This window comes from Flavobacterium sp. LC2016-23, assembly GCF_009674775.1.
In the GTDB taxonomy this organism is placed as follows: Bacteria; Bacteroidota; Bacteroidia; order Flavobacteriales; family Flavobacteriaceae; genus Flavobacterium.
Genome location: NZ_WKKE01000004.1, coordinates 207,245 through 225,716 on the forward strand (window position 1 = coordinate 207,245; position 18,472 = coordinate 225,716).

Annotated in this window: 17 protein-coding genes; 5 read left to right on the forward strand and 12 right to left on the reverse strand. The window is 36.5% G+C overall.

The window, feature by feature from the left end; genetic code table 11:
• Positions 1 to 148: 148 nt before the first annotated feature.
• The 3 genes from GJU43_RS04985 to GJU43_RS04995 are packed head-to-tail and all read right to left on the reverse strand — an operon-like array spanning position 149 to position 3,094.
• Positions 149 to 1,075 carry an SDR family NAD(P)-dependent oxidoreductase gene (locus GJU43_RS04985; protein ID WP_154339718.1) on the reverse strand — a complete coding sequence of 309 codons (927 nt, stop codon included), beginning with the start codon at positions 1,073 to 1,075 and terminating at the stop codon, positions 149 to 151.
• Positions 1,076 to 1,080: 5 nt separating this feature from the next.
• Positions 1,081 to 2,184, reverse strand: coding sequence for a phosphotransferase enzyme family protein (locus tag GJU43_RS04990; protein ID WP_154339719.1), 1,104 nt, complete (start codon positions 2,182 to 2,184; stop codon positions 1,081 to 1,083).
• Between the two features lies 1 nt (position 2,185).
• Positions 2,186 to 3,094 carry a sugar phosphate nucleotidyltransferase gene (locus GJU43_RS04995; protein WP_154339720.1) on the reverse strand — a complete coding sequence of 303 codons (909 nt, stop codon included), beginning with the start codon at positions 3,092 to 3,094 and terminating at the stop codon, positions 2,186 to 2,188.
• A gap of 319 nt (positions 3,095 to 3,413) precedes the next feature.
• On the opposite strand from GJU43_RS04995, the gene GJU43_RS05000 reads away from it, so the two are divergent.
• Positions 3,414 to 4,454: a substrate-binding domain-containing protein gene (locus tag GJU43_RS05000; protein ID WP_154339721.1), complete on the forward strand. Its 1,041-nt coding sequence runs from the start codon at positions 3,414 to 3,416 to the stop codon at positions 4,452 to 4,454.
• Between the two features lie 228 nt (positions 4,455 to 4,682).
• Here the strand turns inward: GJU43_RS05000 and GJU43_RS05005 are convergent, their stop codons facing one another.
• Together GJU43_RS05005 and GJU43_RS05010 are read right to left on the reverse strand one after the other, a co-directional pair.
• On the reverse strand, positions 4,683 to 5,318 hold the full coding sequence (locus GJU43_RS05005) for a sugar-binding protein (RefSeq protein ID WP_154339722.1): 636 nt from the start codon (positions 5,316 to 5,318) through the stop codon (positions 4,683 to 4,685).
• Between the two features lie 77 nt (positions 5,319 to 5,395).
• On the reverse strand, positions 5,396 to 7,255 hold the full coding sequence (locus tag GJU43_RS05010) for a T9SS type A sorting domain-containing protein (RefSeq protein WP_154339723.1): 1,860 nt from the start codon (positions 7,253 to 7,255) through the stop codon (positions 5,396 to 5,398).
• Positions 7,256 to 7,901: 646 nt separating this feature from the next.
• Between GJU43_RS05010 and GJU43_RS05015 the strand changes: the two genes are divergently transcribed.
• From GJU43_RS05015 to GJU43_RS05025, 3 genes are all read left to right on the forward strand, one after another.
• Positions 7,902 to 8,042 (forward strand): hypothetical protein, encoded by a 141-nt coding sequence (locus GJU43_RS05015; RefSeq protein WP_154339724.1) that lies wholly within the window; start codon positions 7,902 to 7,904, stop codon positions 8,040 to 8,042.
• 525 nt (positions 8,043 to 8,567) lie between these two features.
• Entirely contained in the window at positions 8,568 to 9,824 is a 1,257-nt protein-coding gene (locus tag GJU43_RS05020) for an FAD-dependent oxidoreductase (protein WP_154339725.1), read from the forward strand.
• 59 nt (positions 9,825 to 9,883) lie between these two features.
• Positions 9,884 to 10,813: a MerR family transcriptional regulator gene (locus tag GJU43_RS05025; protein WP_154339726.1), complete on the forward strand. Its 930-nt coding sequence runs from the start codon at positions 9,884 to 9,886 to the stop codon at positions 10,811 to 10,813.
• 27 nt (positions 10,814 to 10,840) lie between these two features.
• Here the strand turns inward: GJU43_RS05025 and folE are convergent, their stop codons facing one another.
• Positions 10,841 to 11,521 carry a GTP cyclohydrolase I FolE gene (folE, locus tag GJU43_RS05030; RefSeq protein ID WP_154339727.1) on the reverse strand — a complete coding sequence of 227 codons (681 nt, stop codon included), beginning with the start codon at positions 11,519 to 11,521 and terminating at the stop codon, positions 10,841 to 10,843.
• Between the two features lie 329 nt (positions 11,522 to 11,850).
• Positions 11,851 to 12,009, reverse strand: coding sequence for a DDE-type integrase/transposase/recombinase (locus GJU43_RS23230; protein ID WP_154339728.1), 159 nt, complete (start codon positions 12,007 to 12,009; stop codon positions 11,851 to 11,853).
• 299 nt (positions 12,010 to 12,308) lie between these two features.
• Between GJU43_RS23230 and GJU43_RS05040 the strand changes: the two genes are divergently transcribed.
• On the forward strand, positions 12,309 to 13,619 hold the full coding sequence (locus GJU43_RS05040) for a TIGR00341 family protein (protein ID WP_154339729.1): 1,311 nt from the start codon (positions 12,309 to 12,311) through the stop codon (positions 13,617 to 13,619).
• Positions 13,620 to 13,630: 11 nt separating this feature from the next.
• On the opposite strand, the gene GJU43_RS05045 is transcribed toward GJU43_RS05040, so the two are convergent.
• The 5 genes from GJU43_RS05045 to GJU43_RS05065 form a co-directional block, all read right to left on the reverse strand.
• Positions 13,631 to 13,870, reverse strand: a complete 240-nt coding sequence (locus GJU43_RS05045) for a Na+/H+ antiporter NhaA (RefSeq protein ID WP_370455495.1) — start codon at positions 13,868 to 13,870, stop codon at positions 13,631 to 13,633.
• Positions 13,871 to 13,943: 73 nt separating this feature from the next.
• Positions 13,944 to 14,924, reverse strand: coding sequence for a citrulline utilization hydrolase CtlX (gene ctlX, locus GJU43_RS05050; protein WP_154339730.1), 981 nt, complete (start codon positions 14,922 to 14,924; stop codon positions 13,944 to 13,946).
• A gap of 79 nt (positions 14,925 to 15,003) precedes the next feature.
• Positions 15,004 to 15,918 carry a dimethylarginine dimethylaminohydrolase family protein gene (locus GJU43_RS05055; protein ID WP_154339731.1) on the reverse strand — a complete coding sequence of 305 codons (915 nt, stop codon included), beginning with the start codon at positions 15,916 to 15,918 and terminating at the stop codon, positions 15,004 to 15,006.
• A gap of 98 nt (positions 15,919 to 16,016) precedes the next feature.
• Positions 16,017 to 17,069, reverse strand: coding sequence for a cyanophycinase (locus tag GJU43_RS05060; RefSeq protein ID WP_154339732.1), 1,053 nt, complete (start codon positions 17,067 to 17,069; stop codon positions 16,017 to 16,019).
• Between the two features lie 12 nt (positions 17,070 to 17,081).
• On the reverse strand, positions 17,082 to 18,470 hold the full coding sequence (locus tag GJU43_RS05065; RefSeq protein WP_154339733.1) for a YfcC family protein: 1,389 nt from the start codon (positions 18,468 to 18,470) through the stop codon (positions 17,082 to 17,084).
• Between the last annotated feature and the right edge of the window lie 2 nt (positions 18,471 to 18,472).

The window sequence follows — 18,472 nt, forward strand, 5'->3', positions numbered from 1 at the left end:
TTAGTTATTGTTTTTAAAAATTAACAATTGAGAATTAAAAATTAAAAATCTTTGAAATCGTAATTATTCTCATAATCTATACAATTTATTGTAAGTGAAATACCTCTTTTTGGCAGCACAAAATCTATGTTTCTATGTGTTATTTTTTTTATTTACTGACTAATTCCTTTTCATAAAAAAGAATGGTTTCTTCTAAAGCTTTATCAATTGTAAATTCGGGTTTGAAACCCAGCTGATTGAATTTTTCAGGATTCGCTTTCGAATGTTTGATGTCTCCGGGTCTTTCTTCGAGAAATTTTAGCGGCGACTTTGAATTGGTAATTTTTATGATTTTTTCGGCTAATTCTAATACCGAAGTGCTGTGTCCCAGTGCTACATTGTAGGTTTCGGTTCCTTTTTGAGAAGCCAGGATATTTGCTTTTACGACATCTTTGACATAAATAAAATCTCTGGTTTGCGAGCCGTCTCCGTAAATAGTGATCGGTTCGTTTTGGAGCGCTTTATTAATAAAAATAGGGACTGCGGCTGCATAAGCTGATTCGGGGTTCTGGCGTGGTCCAAAGACATTGAAATAACGTAACGATGCTGTTGGAACCTGATACTGATCGAGATACATTTTTAAATAATATTCTCCGTCTAGTTTTGTAACCGCATAAGGTGTCATAGGTTCCGGAAACATGGTTTCTACTTTTGGTAAAACAGGATTGTTGCCATAATTCGCTGCCGATGTTGACAACACCACTTTACAACCTGGATTATTCCTCGCAGCTTCGAGAATGTTGATGGTTCCGATAGTATTAATTTCGATACATTCTTTAATTTTTAATAACGATTCAGGAACGCTGACCAGCGCAGCCAGATGAAAAATTCCGCTTGCTCCGCTTACTACTTCATTTACTAAATTTTCATCGCGAATATCTCCTTGTACAAAATCAACATTTAAACCGTTCAGGTTGTGTTCGAATCCCGTTCTTAAGCTATCAAGTATAGTAACCTGGTGTCCTTCTTTTGATAAATGCTCGGCAATGTGGCTTCCTATAAAACCGGCACCTCCGGTAATGACATATTTTTTCATTTGTATTATTTTAATGATCCGATGAAATTCAGATTATACTCTTCCATTTCCTTAAATTGTTCCGAAAGACTTTCAATTAGTTTGAATTGATTTTTGGAGCGATCCAGATTGTGTTCCGGGTATTCGGTTTTATAATACACATCATCATTTAAGAAGTCTGTCAAAAAACGAAGGGCCATGATAAATACCATCGTTTTGGCTCCAAGCGGCAGGTATTTTATCTCTAATAAGGAAAGTGACGCATTTGTTTTCTCAAGGAAACCTTTTACATAGGCTTTATAATACTGTAAATTGAAATTCACCAGTTCCAGGTCTTTTTCATCTTCGGCAGCGGTATTGCAAATGGTTCGTATGGCATCTCCAAAATCATAATGAATAATTCCGGGCATCACCGTATCGGTATCAATGACGCAAAGCCCTTTTTTATTGGTATCAAAAAGTGCATTCGATATTTTGGTATCGTTGTGGGTAACTCTTAGTTTTATTTTTCTGGTATCTTTTAAGTTTTGCAAAACATGCATTTCTTCTTTAAAACAGTGAACCAGCTGAATACAAGTTTTAGCTTGTTCTATTCGTTGTACCGAAGCTTCTTTTAAGGCAATATCAAACTGTGCGTAACGAAACGCCATATTATGAAAATTCGGAATAACTTCTGTTAGTTTTCTGGCATCAAAGTCACTGGTAAGATTTAAAAATTCACCAAATAATTTCCCGCCTTCATAGGCAATTTCCTCATTATTAACGGTTTCAAAAGTCAGGCTTCCTTCTATATACACCATCATATTCCAGAAATTTCCGGCTGCATCCTGATAATAAAAAATACCTTTTCTGGTGCCGATGAAAGTTAAAACACGACGTTTTAGTTCATCTTCCGATAAATGTTTGAGTTTTTTCAGCAAATGTTTGCTTACGCTGACCTTATTGGCAATAAGGCCCGGAACGTCTTTAAAAACGCCATCGTTAATGCGCTGTAAAATAAACTGTTTACGACTATCAGTTGTAATCAAATACGTATCATTGATATGACCGGAGGCCAATTCTTCAAAACTTTTGAAAACCCCGATATGGTCAAACTGGTCAAATATAAATTTTAAATGTTCCGCTTCCATATTACCAGAGGTTAGTTGGATAAACTTTTTGGGCTCTCAGTTTTTCGATTTCTTTTTTTACAATTTCCTTATCTTCCTTGTAGGTAACTCCAAACCATTTTGCATTTGACTGAAGTACTTCAAGCGATGCATTCTCTGATTTTAAAATCTCATTTACAACAGAGGTAATAAAAAATTCGGCTTTTAAATCGTGTTCGTTCTCTTTAAGGAATTCTTCAAAAAGAGCACCGCCAAATTCAAAACATTTTGGCGTAAAACCCCAGAAATTCATAGAAACGATTGTGTTTTCATCAATGGGAATAAAATCACCGTTATCATCTTTACGCATCAGTTTACCGTTTATTTTTTCGATGTGGGTACGTTCGGTAACATCGGTCAGATAATTATTTTCATCTACCTGACATTCGCCTCTTGATACAAAACCATGATCGGAAACCGTATTTTTCAGGAGATAGGCCATCATATTAAAATGGTAGGATTCCTTATCCATTTCCGTCAAGGCTTTTGCCATGATTTCAAAAGCTTCTTTTCCGTAAAAATCATCGGCGTTTATAATAGCGAAATTTTCGGTTACTTCATCCTTTGCCATTAGCAGGGCATGTCCGGTTCCCCAGGGCTTTTTTCTTTCGGGATTTTGATATTGTTTCGGAACATTGTCTATTTCCTGAAAAACATATCCTACTTCGGCTTTTCCTTCCAGTTTTTTATTAAATATTTCTTTGCATTCTTCTTCTATATTCTTACTTATAATAAATACAAATTTTCCAAAGCCTGCCTGCAATGCGTCATATATCGAAAAATCCATAATGGTATCTCCTTCAGGAGTAAATGTATCTAACTGTTTTAATCCTCCATATCGACTTCCAATACCTGCCGCCAAGATCACGAGAGTAGGTTTACTTTTGCTCATTTAAATAGTATATTAATGGTTTATTATTTTTAATTGTTTTTGGTTGGATTTTATTTTCAAATTCATTTCAAAAAAGCATCCTGAAAAAATCTTATTCAATATTGAAAACTTCTCTTATAAATCGAAAAATAAATATTAATCTGACAATATTTACGTTAATATCATAAACTATATGATTAATATTCGGCTAAAATATATATTAATATTCTATAAAAAAAGAAAATTGTGTTAAAATGTGCTCGAACACAATTAAAATGTTTTCGAACACATAAAATTTAATATTTTCTCATATTTGATTTTTATATATATTTGTTTCTATATGGAAAAAATTTATACAATTAAGGATATCGCAGAACTTGCGGGTGTTTCTAAAGGCACTGTAGACCGCGTTTTACATAAAAGAGGAAAAGTCTCTCAGGATGCCCTTGACAGGGTGAATGAAGTGCTGGATAAGATTGATTATCAGCCCAATCTGATGGCACGAAGTTTAAAGAAGACACAAATCTATTCCATATGTGTTTTATTGCCGGATTCTCAAAACGATCCGTACTGGCAGCCTTGTATTGACGGTATCAATGAAGCCAAAAAAGAATTCAAGTCTTTTAATGTAAAGGTTGAAATTTTCCTGTTTGATGCGACAAGCACCGTATCCTTTGTAGAAACAAACAAAGCAGTTTTAGCGGCTTCGCCGGATGCTGTTTTGTTAGTTCCTCTCTTTCATAAAGAAGCGAATGAGGCTATTGAAACGTATAATTCCAAAGGCATTATCACGAGTATTTTCAATAACCAGCTCAAATCCAGTTCTATAAAAAGTTTTGTGGGTCAGGATTTATTTCAAAGCGGAAGAATTGCTGCAAGATTATTGGAATTGCTGCTTCAGAAAGGCACTATCGCCATCGTCCATATCGATGAAGATTATGAGAATGCCATTCACATGCAGGAAAAGGAAAAAGGATTCCGGGATTATTTTGACCAGTCTGGTAAAGGAAAATTTGAAATCAAAACTTTTAAGGTAAAACATCCGCAATTTAAAACAACGCTTAAAGAATATCTGGAAGCTAATCCAAACATTAGCGGTCTTTTTGTTACGACTTCAAAAGCATATCAGGTAGCAAAAATTATTGCTAAAAATCCTGAAAGAAAAATAGCGCTTGTAGGTTATGATCTACTTGAGGATAATCTTGAATATCTGAATAATAAAACAATCGACTTTTTGATTCACCAAAATCCGAAAAGACAGGCGTATTTAGGAACCACCAGTCTCATTGAACACTTTATTTTTGAAAAAGAAATCAGTGCCGAAAAATTGCTGCCCATTGATATTATCAATACCGAAAATGCTAAAGATTATTTTTTATAGAATGGTTTAACCGCAAAGTTCGCTAAGGTTTACGCAGGGTTCGCAAAGCTGTTTTTTTAATCACGCAAAGTCGCAAAGAAAAACTAAAAAAAGCTTTGCGACTTTGCGACTTTGCGCGAATAATTTAGCCTGCTTTGGACAAACTTTAGCAGACTTTGCGAGAAATAATTTAGCGTGCTTTGCGTAAACCTTAGCGCACTTTGCGTTTAAATCAGCATTCAGCTAATTTTAAACTAAAGTCAAAGTACCAAAAGAGCTGGAAATATGGAAATTAGGCGTTTCCGTATCCGGATCTACCCATGAAATCCAGGTGGGTTCAAACATGTTATTCTGCTGTTTTTTGTATTTAGCTCTGAAAAGTCCGGCTTCAATAATATTGTTTTGAATTAAATGGAAGTATTTTAAAGACTGAATACTTATGGTTATTTCGACCACGAAATAATCGTCTTTTGTATGTGATTTTACACTAATATCATTTGCAGGCCAATTCCAGGCATAATCGAACTTTTTATCCGGATAGGCAATAAAATCCATGATTCTGGGTGTTGGATCAATTTCTAAACAGTAATAAGGATTCAGTGCTGCATCTGTCCTGAAAAAAATTTCGACCCTGTCTGACTCTGCAATGCTGTGCACAGAATCATCTTTTCTGTCGATATGAATATTAGTATCATAAACAGTGTACAAAAAGTAAATGTTTTCGAGATCCCATAAAGCTCTAAATTCAATTTTTTCCACTTGTTCATGATCCCACGGAGAACTAAAATCGGTAAGTATTGTGGCTTGTTGCCAAAGCGGATTATCCCCCAAACCATTTATTTGCAGAATGTTTTCTTCGATACGATTGACAGTGTAATTTTTCATTTTAAAAAGGTACGAAATTTTAAAAATAAAAAAAGGGGCAAAAAAGAAAAATCTCTTTTGCCCCTTAAAAATTAGTCTTATTTCAGATATACTTTGTTGTTACTGATTTCGTTATCAGCATTAATCTGAAGAATAACCAGTTGCGATTTCTCTAAATCAGAAACGCTAAGGGTTGCCGTATTGACCCCGTTATACACTCCTTTTGCAAGTACTCTTCCGTTTAGATCCAATACAGAAATGGTTGCGGTCTTAATTTCTTTGCCAAAATTAACCGTAATTACGTCTGAAGCCGGATTAGGAAAAACAGCAAAGCCCGGGGTGATTTCTTTGGTTACTTCCACTGCTGCAGATTTTTTAGCGGTCGATCCTGTCTGCAATTCAGAACAGCCAATATCGATTCTGCCATTTCTCTTACGGATATCATCGTCAAAATCTAAGGTACCGGAATACGTGCTGTTGTAAGTCGGATCTCCTTTATCTGTGGCGAAAGCTCCGGAAGCTAAAGTAAAATTAAAAGCCGCTGCATTTACAAATCCGGGCAATCCTACTACTGAATTAACATCCTGACCTGTAGCTGTCGCAAATGTCGTTGGATTATAAGAACCTGTAGTTGAACTTCCGTTGAAACTTACTCCTGTTAAATCAATAGTAAAATCCGTATTGGTTTCTCTGTAAAATAAATTATAGTTCGATACAAAGCTTGATACGGTATAACCGGAAGAAGCCAGAAGCAGTTTTTTACCCGTTGTAGCATACAAAATATTATTTTTGAAGGTAATTCCCGAGCTGTTCTGAAGATGGACTTCACCTCCATAAATATCAGCAATTGTTCCCACGGCAACACCTGCAATAGTCGTAACGCCATTAATAACCGCTCCTGTTCTGTTTTTATAAAAAGTGTTATTAAAAATTTTAGTATTCCCGACACTTGTGGTATATCCGCTTCCGATAACCCCGCCAAAAATAGCTCCGGTCACTACATTACTATAAACCGAATTATTATTTACAATATGTCCGGTAGACTGACCACCATTTCCTGTGGCTTTATTCTGTTCAGAACCCACTGCAATTCCGACTCCGCATCGGTACACTTCATTTCGTTGTACCGTACAATTTAAGGCACCGTCTACATAAATACCGGCACTATTCGCAACGGCACTCATACAATTAAAAACTTCATTGGAAGCGATCACACCATTTCTTGCCTGGTTATTGCTTGTCGCCCCTGTCGATGTATAATTTCCGGCAGCAACAATTCCGATATTGGCAATATCATAAACCGTATTTCCTGAAACCGAAAAACCATTTACATTTCCGGTTACGGTTACGGCTTCTCCCCAACCGGTGGCACAGTTCGCTACTTCATTATTTTCAATTTTAACATTGGTAATCGCATACGTGGCATTCCCTCCGTCAACTTTAATGGCATTGGCTACAATCCCGCTATTGGCAGGAATTGACGAAAGATTGTTGCTGATCCATCCGATATTTTTTACAATGCAGTTTTTGATCGTGATGTTGTTTAGATTAGCCGTTGCGCCTGAATTGGCTAAAATCCAAATTCCCTTACTTCCGTTTGCGATTTTATTCGAAATAGTCAAACCATCAACGGTCACGCTACTTGTATTGACAATTCCCAATACATAGGTATCCGAGCTTGTCCAGCCGGAAGCGTTAATAACCACAGCAGCCGAACCGCTTTTTTGAATCGTCAGTGGTTTCCCGACAAAAATAGGTCCTGTAACAGGATATGTTCCTGATAAAACCAATACGGTTCCGCCGGACGGAGCCACCTGAACTCCTTTTGCAATGGTCTTGAATGGTAAGGCAGCCGTTCCTGTTCCTGTAACATCATTTCCGGTTGTAGAGACATACGTCTGGGCAAAGCCCTGCACAAAACACAATAAAATAATAAATGTAATTTTTCTGATTTTCATAATTTGATATTTTGGATTTAACAATTAAAAAAAATATTGAGTTATACACTTAAGTAATTTTAGAAAGAACTTATTATTAGCTATTTATTTTACTAAGTGTTGTTCTAATGTCAATCATTATAGTTGTTTATAACATTAAATGGAAAAACCAACTTCTATCAACTGATTATCAAAAAGCAGCTAAGTGTATAACTCAAAAAAATTATATATAAAATATTGCAATATTTTCTATTTCAAATATGCCTGTCCTTTATTTCAATTTTAGAAGATAAAAACAGTAATTAATATTCTGTTTTATTCTTTCTTGAAACACTATAAACAAGCTTATTTCTTACTAAAGTAAATATTGTACTTTAATTTTCAATAAATTACCAGAAAAAAATGTGTTCGAACACAGTATTTTAAACTTTTGAAAGTATTTTATTACGTATTTTTAATATTTTTTATACAATTTCAAAATGTGTTTGAGCACAAGTAAATATTATACTATAAAAAAGACATGTAAGTACCTTATGTAATCTTATACCGAGTAATAGATAAAAAACGCTTTCATAACTATAACAGTCGAGTAGATAAACTTTAGAACTAAAAACCAAATTCGTAAATTATTCTGCTAAAATTAAATATATCAGACGTATGGTAAGATGTGCTGGAGATCAATTATACCTATAACATCCGTGACTGGCTGACAGGCATTAATGATGTTGCTGCCTTAAGCAAAACGGGAGATGCAAAGCATTTATTTGCTTTTAAAATCAATTACAACAATACACCTACTATCACGTAGATAAAGCCTTTACAACTGAAATACAGCGGATGCCTTTTGGAGCAGTACTTCAGATGCGACGCCTATATTACGCGGATATGCTTATTTATACGACAATCTTAACCGTCTTAAAACAAGTGTTTATCAGTAGCCTGAATGGTGATTTTGTCTCCGGTTAAATTGTCATTTTCTACAGTAACGGTATTGGCACAAAAAAATCAAATTGCACGCCTGGTCTTGTTTTTTACTTCTTTTAGAAAACAAGTTCAATCGAAATTCAATATCAACTCCCCGCATTTTCATGATATCTTCAACATGCCGATAACTAAACCTAAGCTTAAAATATGCTGCGTGCGATATAATAGACTTCACATAGCACTAACTTTTCGTATTCATTTTCCGATAGGTTTAAAATTCTAAATGCAAAAGTTATTCGCAGATGCGACAGAACCCGGCGGCTCACTATCTATTAAATTATTTAATGCCAATCAAACGTTTTAAAAGCGTATTTTTGTTTCACTTTAACCGATTTAGATTAAACAAAATATGCTTAAAAATCCATCTGTATATATAATAGGAGCCGGAGCAAGCGGCTTGGCTGCTGCAAGGGTGCTTGAAGATAATGGCTATTCTGCCACAGTGTTGGAAGCTGAGAAAAAAATTGGGGGACGCCTGCAGACCGACATCATCGAAGGATATGCCCTTGATCATGGGTTCCAGGTACTTTTGACCGATTATCCCGCTGTAAAAAGATATGTTGACCTTGCCAGCCTGAATCTCACCTATTTCCAGCCAGGGGCTGTGATTTTTAGGGGCGGTAGGCAATCTCTATTGGGAGACCCTTTACGAAAGCCTTCAATGCTGCTGAAAACCTTACTCTCGCCTGCTGCTTCCATGAAGGATAAATTCCTGATATACCGCCTTACAAGGCATCTTAAAGCAAAGACAATCGATGAAATATTCGACACCCCCGAAATTTCAACTCTTGAATACCTTAAAGCGTATGGCTTTAGCCCTGTTATAATTGAGAATTTTTTCATGCCGTTCTTCACGGGCATTTATCTGGAAGACAAGCTCTCTACTTCTTCTAGGATGTTCGAATTCATTTATAAGATGTTTAGCCAGGGGAAAGCAGCCGTGCCGGCAAATGGCATAAACGATGTCGCACAAGCGCTTGCCAGACCCTTGACCAGATCGGTAATCAGGACAAGCACAACTGTGGTAAAAATCGAACAGGACAGCAGGCGTATACATCTCGAAAGCGGCGAGGTTCTTGAGGCCGATTACATTATACTGGCCACGAATTCGAACAAAGTGCTGTCCGGATACAACACTGACGCGATCTTGTGGAAAAAATGTACAACATTATACTTCAAGGCAGCACATCCCGCAGGTAATCAACAACTGATAGGTCTGATTCCGGGGCCTGACGCAATCATCAATACCCTCTCCTACGCCCAAAGGGTCGCTACTCAAAAGGATAACGAGGTGATGCTTTCGGTAACCATCGTAAAAAAACACGCTTTGGAAAATAAGGAACTAATTGAAAAAGTACAAGCGGAACTGCTGGAGCATTGCGGATTTACGAATCTTAGGTTTGTAAAGTTATATCATATCCCCAAGGCGTTACCCGACTTAAAAGATGTGTCCTACAGACCAAAGAATCTAATAGTCTCCGAAGGCATTTTCCTTGCAGGTGATATGCTTGCCAACGGTTCACTAAATGCTGCACTACTATCAGGAGAGGACGCGGCTAAGGCCGTGATAGAGCAGCATAAGTCAGTCGTGAGTCAGAAGCGATAACCACAGGGGTACCATATGTTGGAACATAGTAAGTTTTTTTTAACAATTTTCAAAAGCAGATGGACAACATAAAGAACACTTTTACCATAAAAGACCTTGAACACCTTACCGGTATAAGGGCCCACACCATACGTATTTGGGAAAAAAGGTATGCAATTCTGAAGCCCATCCGTACCAGTGCAAATTTCAGGCTTTACGACACCGCGAGCCTGCAAAAGATTTTAAACATCTGTACCTTAAACAGCCACGGTTACAAAATAAGTCATATTGCAAAAATGGCGGAAGGCCGTATTCCTGAACTGGTTCGGGAAATCCTGACCGATAAGACAGTAAACGATCATGCTATAAGTGATTTCAAAATAGCAATGATGAATTTTGATACACGCTTATTCCTTGCTACCTATAACAGCCTTTTGAATACCAAATCCTTCCGGGATATTTTTTACGATTCTTTCATCCCATTGCTCGACGAGATGGGTATGCTCTGGCAGACCCATACAATTACTGCCTCACATGAACACTTTATCAGTAACCTTATCAAGCAAAAAATAATACTGAATATAGAACGGCAGCAGATTAAGGAAAACACCATAAAAGACCGAACCTATGTACTTTACCTCCCGGAAGGCGAAATCCATGAGGTTGGACTGATGCTCATCAATTATGAGCTGCTATATTACGGTTTCCATACGGTATATCTGGGAGAGAGTGTACCAATGGAGGATATCGTGAACATTGGCAGGATTTTCGGTAACGTCACCTTTGTAACCTACCTTACCATAGAGCAATCACCGGGCGATACAAGCCGATATGTAGGCGAAATGCAGGAAAAAGTATTAAAACAAGAAAACAGCCAACTGATTATCTGCGGTCGCTGTAGCAGTCTGGTTGAAAAAAATCATTATAGCAACTTGCAAACCTACCGCTCGGTCAAAGAATATACCAGTACCTTAGACCCCAATGCCGTTGCGTTAGGGCCAGCCTTTTAAAATACAATAAGAAATACCAGCAGCAACTTAACGGAACAGGTAATTGTGCAGCTCTGCAATTTTATCGGCAGTACTCAAACGTCCGCCATAATAAACTGTAGTGGTAGATGAGGCGTCATCAGCAACTCCCCGCGAGCAGACACAAAGGTGTTTTGCCTCCACAATCACAGCAATATCATCGGTCTCAAGTACCGAAGCAAGTTCAGCGCCGATCTGGTTGGTCAGTCGCTCCTGCACCTGTGGACGCCTGCCGAAATACTGAACAATCCTATTGAGCTTGGATAAACCTATGACCTTGCCTGAAGATATGTAGGCCACATGTACCCTTCCCATAATAGGCACGAAATGATGTTCGCAATAGGAATATAACGTAATATTCTTTTCGATGATCATCTGGTTATAAGCATAGGTATTCAAAAAGAGTGTGCTTGCAGGCTTATTGGCAGGATCAAGCCCGGAGAATATCTCTTCGATATACATTTTTGCTACCCTTTCAGGAGTTCCCCGAAGGGAGTCGTCGCTCAGATCAAGCCCCATTACTTCCATGATTTCTTTAAAAAGTACTGCAATCCTGCTCTTTTTTTCCTCATTGGAAACGTTAAAAGCATCTTCTCTAATCGGTGTAGCGACGTTGGAAGCGATAAGGCCTTGACTGATTATCGCTGTATCATTAGAACAGAACTCTGTTTCCTGGTGTATATCTTTCATTATATGGTTTTAAAACTATATTGCAAATCTACTATTTTGTTTAATATAAATCGATTTTTATTAAACAAAATAACAACAGTGCAAACAGAACCAAACCTTATTACCGAAGTCTTACAGTTCTGGAATATTTGACAGTCCAAGCTAGTAAGTACGATTCTTTTGCAAATTGAAAGTTTTTAAATCCGTAGTTCCAATTCTCCACTTAAAAGATATTACTTCTAAAAGATAGTATGAAGATATCTGATTCTGCCACATCTTTCAGAATCAAACATGACTAGTAATTAGAAATTAAACTACTTATGTATAAATTGATTTAAAATTACAAATGACTACGCACTCATTCTCTGTCTTTTTCTGGTCAAAAGAAAGTCCACAGTATTACCTGGTTTATCTACCGCTCGATATAAATAACACCAAATACCTTTTATTTTGATATAGGTCTCATTCAATTTCCAAATCGCCTCCACTCTGCCTTTTCTCTTGATCATCTATGATTCAATGAAAGATGTAAACTTACAAACCTAACGCTGAATAATGGCATGATCCACAAGCACTCCTCTAATCCTGATTATTCCTTCAACATCGCGGTAACTAAGTGTAAATCTTAATTTTAAATATACTCACTGAAAAATAATAGACTTAGAATAACTATTGAAGAAGCCTGATTGAGAATGGGATATTAAGAACCGAAAACGTTTTTAAAACTTAATTTAAAAGACCTTTGGTATTATTTTTTTATCTTTAAGAAAGAATGCAAGACAATAGTACTATTTGTAATAAAAAAATCATGAGACGAATCACGGACATATTAAATTTAAAAGAGGGAGAAGATGACAGGGCAAGAACGCTTGAAAATGTTAAAAAGAACATTGAATTTAAAGGCGCCAATCTATGGATACTCGCCTGTGCGATTATTGTGGCTTCAGTCGGGCTGAATGTAAATTCTACAGCGGTAATTATCGGTGCGATGCTTATTTCACCCTTGATGGGGCCTATTCTGGGTGCCGGTTTTGCTCTGGGTATTTATGATTTCAAACTTTTAAAAAAATCACTGAAAAACCTGTTAAATGCTACGGCTGTCAGCCTAACGGTTTCAACCTTATATTTCTACCTGAGTCCTTTTAAGGACGTACAGTCCGAATTACTGGCCCGGACCTCTCCGAATATTTATGATATCCTGATCGCTTTTTTTGGAGGGATTGTCGGAGTTATTGCCATAACAAGAGCTGAAAAAGGAAATCCTATTCCCGGAGTAGCCATTGCCACTGCACTCATGCCCCCATTATGTACGGCCGGATACGGAATTGCTACTTCGCAATGGACCTTCTTCTTAGGCGCTTTTTATCTCTATTGCATCAACTGTGTATTTATCGGTATTGCTACTTTTTTAATTATAAAATACCTTAATTATCCGGCCGTAAAACAAGTGGACGAAAAACAGCAGAAAAGGGTAAAATTTATCATTGCCTTTCTTATTACCGCCATGCTTCTGCCCAGCGGTTACCTTGCCTTCTCTTTATACAGGGAACAGCAGTTTAAAAAAAATGTGGAGCTTTTCATAGAAAATGAGTTCAGCAGCAAAGGCTATACAGTAGTGTATAAAAAAACCGATTTTAATCCAAAGAAAAAGAAAATAGAACTGGCTTTTCTCTCCAAAAGATTTGATTCGCTTGAAATAAAAGCATTAAAAGATAAAATTAATGATAATCAGTACCTCAAAGGCGCCTATCTGTTTATCCGGCAAGATACAACAGACAGGTTTAATGCACTTAAGGGCGATATTCTGAGTCAGATAAAAGGAAGCGAGAACGAAATGAACTTAAAGGATGTAAAAATTATGCAGCTCGAAAAGCAGCTCGCTGCAAATAAATTTGACAGCAAGCAGCTGCTGAAAGAAAGCCGCGCGCTGTTTCCTTCTATCATTTCATTATCAATAACAAAAAGCACTTTAACGACTCAGAAAGACAGCCTTATCCCCTTAACTGCAGTGATTTATGACAGCCCGCGCAGCCTTAGCATACCCGATCAGGAAAAGCTGAGAAACTGGCTCAATCAAAGGCTTATGGTTAAAGATGTCGAACTTTTCAAAAAACAATAAAGAAACATTACTCATACAATCTTTTTTTGCTTTCTATTATAAAGTTTTAAAAGCAGAAAGCCACCAATTCCTGCCAGCACTGAAGCAATCAAAATAGCAAATTTCGCTTCATTCTGATAGCCGTGGAGCTGAAAGGAAAGCAGTGCAATAAAAATAAACATGGTAAATCTTATCCTGCCCAAGGTATGCCACCGGCAGATGAAGACTGGAAAATTACTAATTGCTTTAATTAGAAATGCCTGCGCACTCAATCTATTCCTAAGGGCAAATCTTAATTTGAAATATACTGACTGAATAATTATGTCTTTTGGATAACAATGACCTTTAGTATTTATTGAAATTAACTTTTATTTTTTCGCGTAAAGTACCGGGAGGCCTCGACAAGAAAACTTCAGCCATCATGCATCTGGCGCTTCCGCCTCCGCAAGCTTCGATGGTATCCAGGCTTGAACTCAAAATTTCACCGTGATTTTCTAATTGTCTAATTTGTTTTGAAGTCAGACTGTGATGTGCCGATGCGCTCATAACGATATATTTTTTATCATTTTCCCCCCTTACTTCCAACATGTTACCAGCAAAATTTTTGACCTGATCTTCTGTAATTAAAATAACTTCCTTTTTATCAGCTTTTAAATTCTCCAAAACCATATTACGCTCTTTTTTATCATCAATACAATCTGCACAGATCACTGCAAAAGTTTCCCCTAAACACATCATCACATTAGTGTGATAAATCAGTTTACGTTCCCCGTCAACAGTTTGAAAAGCTTTAAAAATAACAGGTGCATACTCAAAATCTTCACAAAATTTAATGAATAATTCTTTATCGGCGCGTGGTGATAATGCGCAGTATGCTTTTGCATTGGCACGATCTAAAAGCAGGCTTCCTGTTCCTTCCAGAAAAAAACCATCTTCTTCAGCCGATGTATAATCTATAATAGTAGAAATTTCAAAACCTTTTTCCTGAAGAGTATCTAAAATATCTTCACGACGCTCGCGACGGCGATTTTCAGCAAACATTGGATAAAGAATTACATCTCCTTTTTCGTGAAAAGAAACCCAGTTGTTTGGAAAAATACTATCCGGAGTATCCGTTTCCAGCGTATCTTCAATAACTGTTACATCAACTCCTACAGCTCTTAGTTTTTCAACAAAAGCATCAAACTCCTGCTGTGCTTTTGCATTTACTGTATCTGACAAAAGTCCGTCTAATACTTTTTGATAGTAATTATTTACTGCCGTCTGCTCATTCATTCTAAAAGCAACCGGACGAATCATTACGATTGCATTTGTTGTTTGTTTCATAATCTTTATATTTTTTTGTTTCAGGTTTCAGGTTTCAGGTTTCGTAAAGAACGTGAACCTGAAACCTGAAACTCATTTTTTAGTCTCTAATTAATGGCAAAGTGGAACATCTTAGCAAACCTTCTTGTTTGGCAATTTCTGCATATGGAATTTCTTCTACAGTAAAACCATTGACCCGAAGCCAATTGTTCAGACGCGTAAAATTTTTCTCGGAAACAACTACATTTTCATCAATCGAAAAGACATTCGAAAACATATGGTACATTTCTTCTCTCTCAATATGAAACAGATTTTCTTTTCCAAAAAGATTTACCAGATACAAATAATCAGCTTCCTCGCGAAAACCTCTTTTATAAATAATTCCTTTATCTTTTCCTACTGGCTGAAAACAGCAATCTAAATGCAAAGCATTATCTCTGGCTTCTAATTTAGATTTTACCAAATCAAATTCTTTGACAATTTTATGAGGAAACAATTCTCTAATATACCTCACTCCATGCATATTAGTCCGGGCAGTAATGTAATCTTTATAATCGCTTCCTTTATACGTTCCGATAAAAATATGATCATTCCAGAGCATTACGTCTCCTCCTTCAATATGAACTTCTTCTGGCGGACGAACCACTTTTGTTGCATCCATCTGGTCAATTACATATTGAATGGCATCCAGTTCTCTTTCTCGGTCCGGTAAAATATTAGATTTCACAAAAGTATCATCAATAACAAAACCAATATCCCTAGCGAAAATCTGATTGTAGTTTTCTATCGATTCGGGGCGATAAACAGTTATATCATACTTTTGAAACACAGCATTAAAAGCTGCCATCTCAGCAACCATATCTTTTTCAATCGGATAGGTTCCTGCTTTAATATGTTCCAATGATTTGGGATCGTAGGCTTCATCAACAGATGGAGTCGGCCCATTATGAACGGCTGTGCCCAAAACTACGGCACGTAATCTTGACGTTTCGTTCTTTATATTTAATTGCAACATAACGCTATTATATTTTGAAGGTAAAAATGATTTCTTCTTAATTTTATTCCTACTTGGTTTTTTAGTGCTTGCTCTAAAAAACATTCCCTTCTGCATCTTTACTCTTTCAATTTACCGTTTTCTACAAACCATTTTTTCCAGATACCTCCTTTTCCGTCCTTCCAATTATTCAAATTGAATGTATTACTTCCTGTACTGGTTCCTTTAATTTCATACACATTAATTGCAGCTTGACCCTGGTTCCACTCCAATGGATTATTTGGTTTAAAAATTTCTGGCTTATTATCTGGAATTTCCGAATTTGGCACTATAAAATAGGCGGCATCTTGCTTTGAGGGATAATTACCAAAGACTCTTGCGATTCCTTTTTCGTCTATACATACCGATGTATATTCATCACAAGCAATTCCTTTTGCCTGAACTTTATAATCATTTATAATTCGGGCTAAAAAAGTCACATGTCTTCCCTTTCTATCAGGATTATCATAATGTGTATCGGTAATTACATCTTTTAATATGGTATTATCTAAAAATAAATCATTTGATACTGTAATTTTAGTATCAAAAGGATTCAGTAATGCTTCTTGGGAAGTTATCGTCCCGTTTTGAGCCGAAAAATAAAAACCTCCCTGAATAGCCATACCGGCACTGGTTCCTCCAACAACTGCCTTTCTGTTGGTGATAGCTTTATTAATTGCTTCAGAAATTGGAGTGTTTCTCCAATACGAAATATATTCCCATTGATCTCCCCCTGCAAACCAAATCGCCTCTGCATTATTTATTTTCTCCAGTATATACTTATCTGACTTCGCTTCAGCATTCTTAAAGACAATCGTTTCAACAGAATTAACGGCAATACCCAGAGAAGTATATAAATAAGAATTATAACCATCAGATCCAGAAGTTCTTAATATCAAAATATCTCCGCCATCTGCCCTTTGCAAAAACCATTTCATTGCCTCATCATTTTCAGTGGCTCCTCCCATTAAGCAGATTCCGCCTTGTGGGAAAGTAATTTTATCTACTTTATTTCCTGTAAAATAGGACATGTAGTTTTTCACTACTGGTGTTTTTGGAACTGAATTTTCCGGGCTGTTTTCAGAAGAGCATGCGCTTAAAATCAACAGAAAAGTTATCGTTAGTGTTTTCATTTGAGTTTGATTTTACCAATTAAATAAATATAAAGGCGGAAGAATCAGCAACATGGATGCTATTAAAAACACCAACATTCTAGGCAGCATCCATTTAAACCACTTACTGTAGGGTATCTTAGCCAAAGAAAGTGCTCCCATGGTAACGCCGCTTGTTGGAATGATAAGATTAGTAAAGCCATCACCCAATTGAAAAGTAAGGACTGCCATTTGTCTGCTTATTTCTGATGCATCACAAATTGGAATAATAATAGGCATCGTTAAAGAAGCTTGTCCTGATCCTGAAGGAATAAAAAAGTTTAAAAACGATTGGAAAAAAAAGATACATTCAGCAGAAATAGCCTTCGGCGTGTCCTGCGTTATTGATACAATGGAATTAAGTATAGTATCAATAATTTTGCCTTCCTGTGTAATAATTAAAAGTCCTTTAGCTAGTCCAATTACCAAAGCTGCAGTCATCATATCTTTAGCTCCGCAGACAAAAGCATCTATAGCTTTCGACATAGACATTCTATAAATAATGGAAACAAAAATGGCTAAGGCTAAAAATAAAGCCGCAATTTCGTTTATATACCAATCATAATTACTTACCCCATAAATTAATATGATAATTGAAGCAAAAAGCGCATATAAAATTATTTTCCTTGCGCCGTTCAGTTTAAAATCTGACACCTCAACATTGCTTTTCTCTTTTTCATCAATACTACCAAATAATAGACTTTTCTCAGGATTTTTTTGAATTTTTATTGCATAATGCGTAATTACAACGCAAGCACAAGTTGTTAAAACAAACCAGACAAAAATCCTGTATTCCATTCCGCTAAAAATTGGAATTTGTGCAATACCTTGCGCAATACCTATAGTAAACGGGTTACTAAAGGCTCCTCCAAAACCTACACCAGTACCAACAATTGGAATAGCGGCACCAACAATTGCATCATAACCCATTGCTTTTGCCATGGGCACCGTAATTAAAATAAAGATTAAAATCTCTTCGCTCATTCCAAAAGTAGCACCGGCAAAAGAAAATAATATAATTAAAAAAGGAATAATGAAAATTTTATGTTTTGGTTTTTTTTGACTAAACACAATTACATTAAAAAGTCCGGCATTTATGGCGCCTGTCAGATTTATGATGGAAAAAGCTCCTCCGACTAAAAAGACAAAAGCAATAATTTGCGATGCCGAAATAAAACCTTTAATCGGAGCTTCTAAAAAAGCTTTAATTCCCTGAGGAGATGCTTCAACATGTTTGTACGAACCTGCAATAATTTTCTCAGTATTGTTTCCCTGTAGCCTGTCAAATTCTCCTGCAGGAATAACCCAGGTTAAACCAATAAAAAGAATAGTGATCACTAAAATAATAGTGATTGTATCTGGAAATTTTTGTAGTAGTTTCATTT

What these genes read in the sequence shown, in the direction of transcription:
- GJU43_RS04985 (WP_154339718.1), bottom strand. Translation starts at nt 1,075, where the DNA reads ATGAAAAAATATGTCATTACCGGAGGTGCCGGTTTTATAGGAAGCCAC.
- GJU43_RS04990 (WP_154339719.1), bottom strand. Translation starts at nt 2,184, where the DNA reads ATGGAAGCGGAACATTTAAAATTTATATTTGACCAGTTTGACCATATC.
- GJU43_RS04995 (WP_154339720.1), bottom strand. Translation starts at nt 3,094, where the DNA reads ATGAGCAAAAGTAAACCTACTCTCGTGATCTTGGCGGCAGGTATTGGA.
- GJU43_RS05000 (WP_154339721.1), top strand. Translation starts at nt 3,414, where the DNA reads ATGGAAAAAATTTATACAATTAAGGATATCGCAGAACTTGCGGGTGTT.
- GJU43_RS05005 (WP_154339722.1), bottom strand. Translation starts at nt 5,318, where the DNA reads ATGAAAAATTACACTGTCAATCGTATCGAAGAAAACATTCTGCAAATA.
- GJU43_RS05010 (WP_154339723.1), bottom strand. Translation starts at nt 7,255, where the DNA reads ATGAAAATCAGAAAAATTACATTTATTATTTTATTGTGTTTTGTGCAG.
- GJU43_RS05020 (WP_154339725.1), top strand. Translation starts at nt 8,568, where the DNA reads ATGCTTAAAAATCCATCTGTATATATAATAGGAGCCGGAGCAAGCGGC.
- GJU43_RS05025 (WP_154339726.1), top strand. Translation starts at nt 9,884, where the DNA reads ATGGACAACATAAAGAACACTTTTACCATAAAAGACCTTGAACACCTT.
- folE (WP_154339727.1), bottom strand. Translation starts at nt 11,521, where the DNA reads ATGAAAGATATACACCAGGAAACAGAGTTCTGTTCTAATGATACAGCG.
- GJU43_RS23230 (WP_154339728.1), bottom strand. Translation starts at nt 12,009, where the DNA reads ATGATCAAGAGAAAAGGCAGAGTGGAGGCGATTTGGAAATTGAATGAG.
- GJU43_RS05040 (WP_154339729.1), top strand. Translation starts at nt 12,309, where the DNA reads ATGAGACGAATCACGGACATATTAAATTTAAAAGAGGGAGAAGATGAC.
- ctlX (WP_154339730.1), bottom strand. Translation starts at nt 14,924, where the DNA reads ATGAAACAAACAACAAATGCAATCGTAATGATTCGTCCGGTTGCTTTT.
- GJU43_RS05055 (WP_154339731.1), bottom strand. Translation starts at nt 15,918, where the DNA reads ATGTTGCAATTAAATATAAAGAACGAAACGTCAAGATTACGTGCCGTA.
- GJU43_RS05060 (WP_154339732.1), bottom strand. Translation starts at nt 17,069, where the DNA reads ATGAAAACACTAACGATAACTTTTCTGTTGATTTTAAGCGCATGCTCT.
- GJU43_RS05065 (WP_154339733.1), bottom strand. Translation starts at nt 18,470, where the DNA reads ATGAAACTACTACAAAAATTTCCAGATACAATCACTATTATTTTAGTG.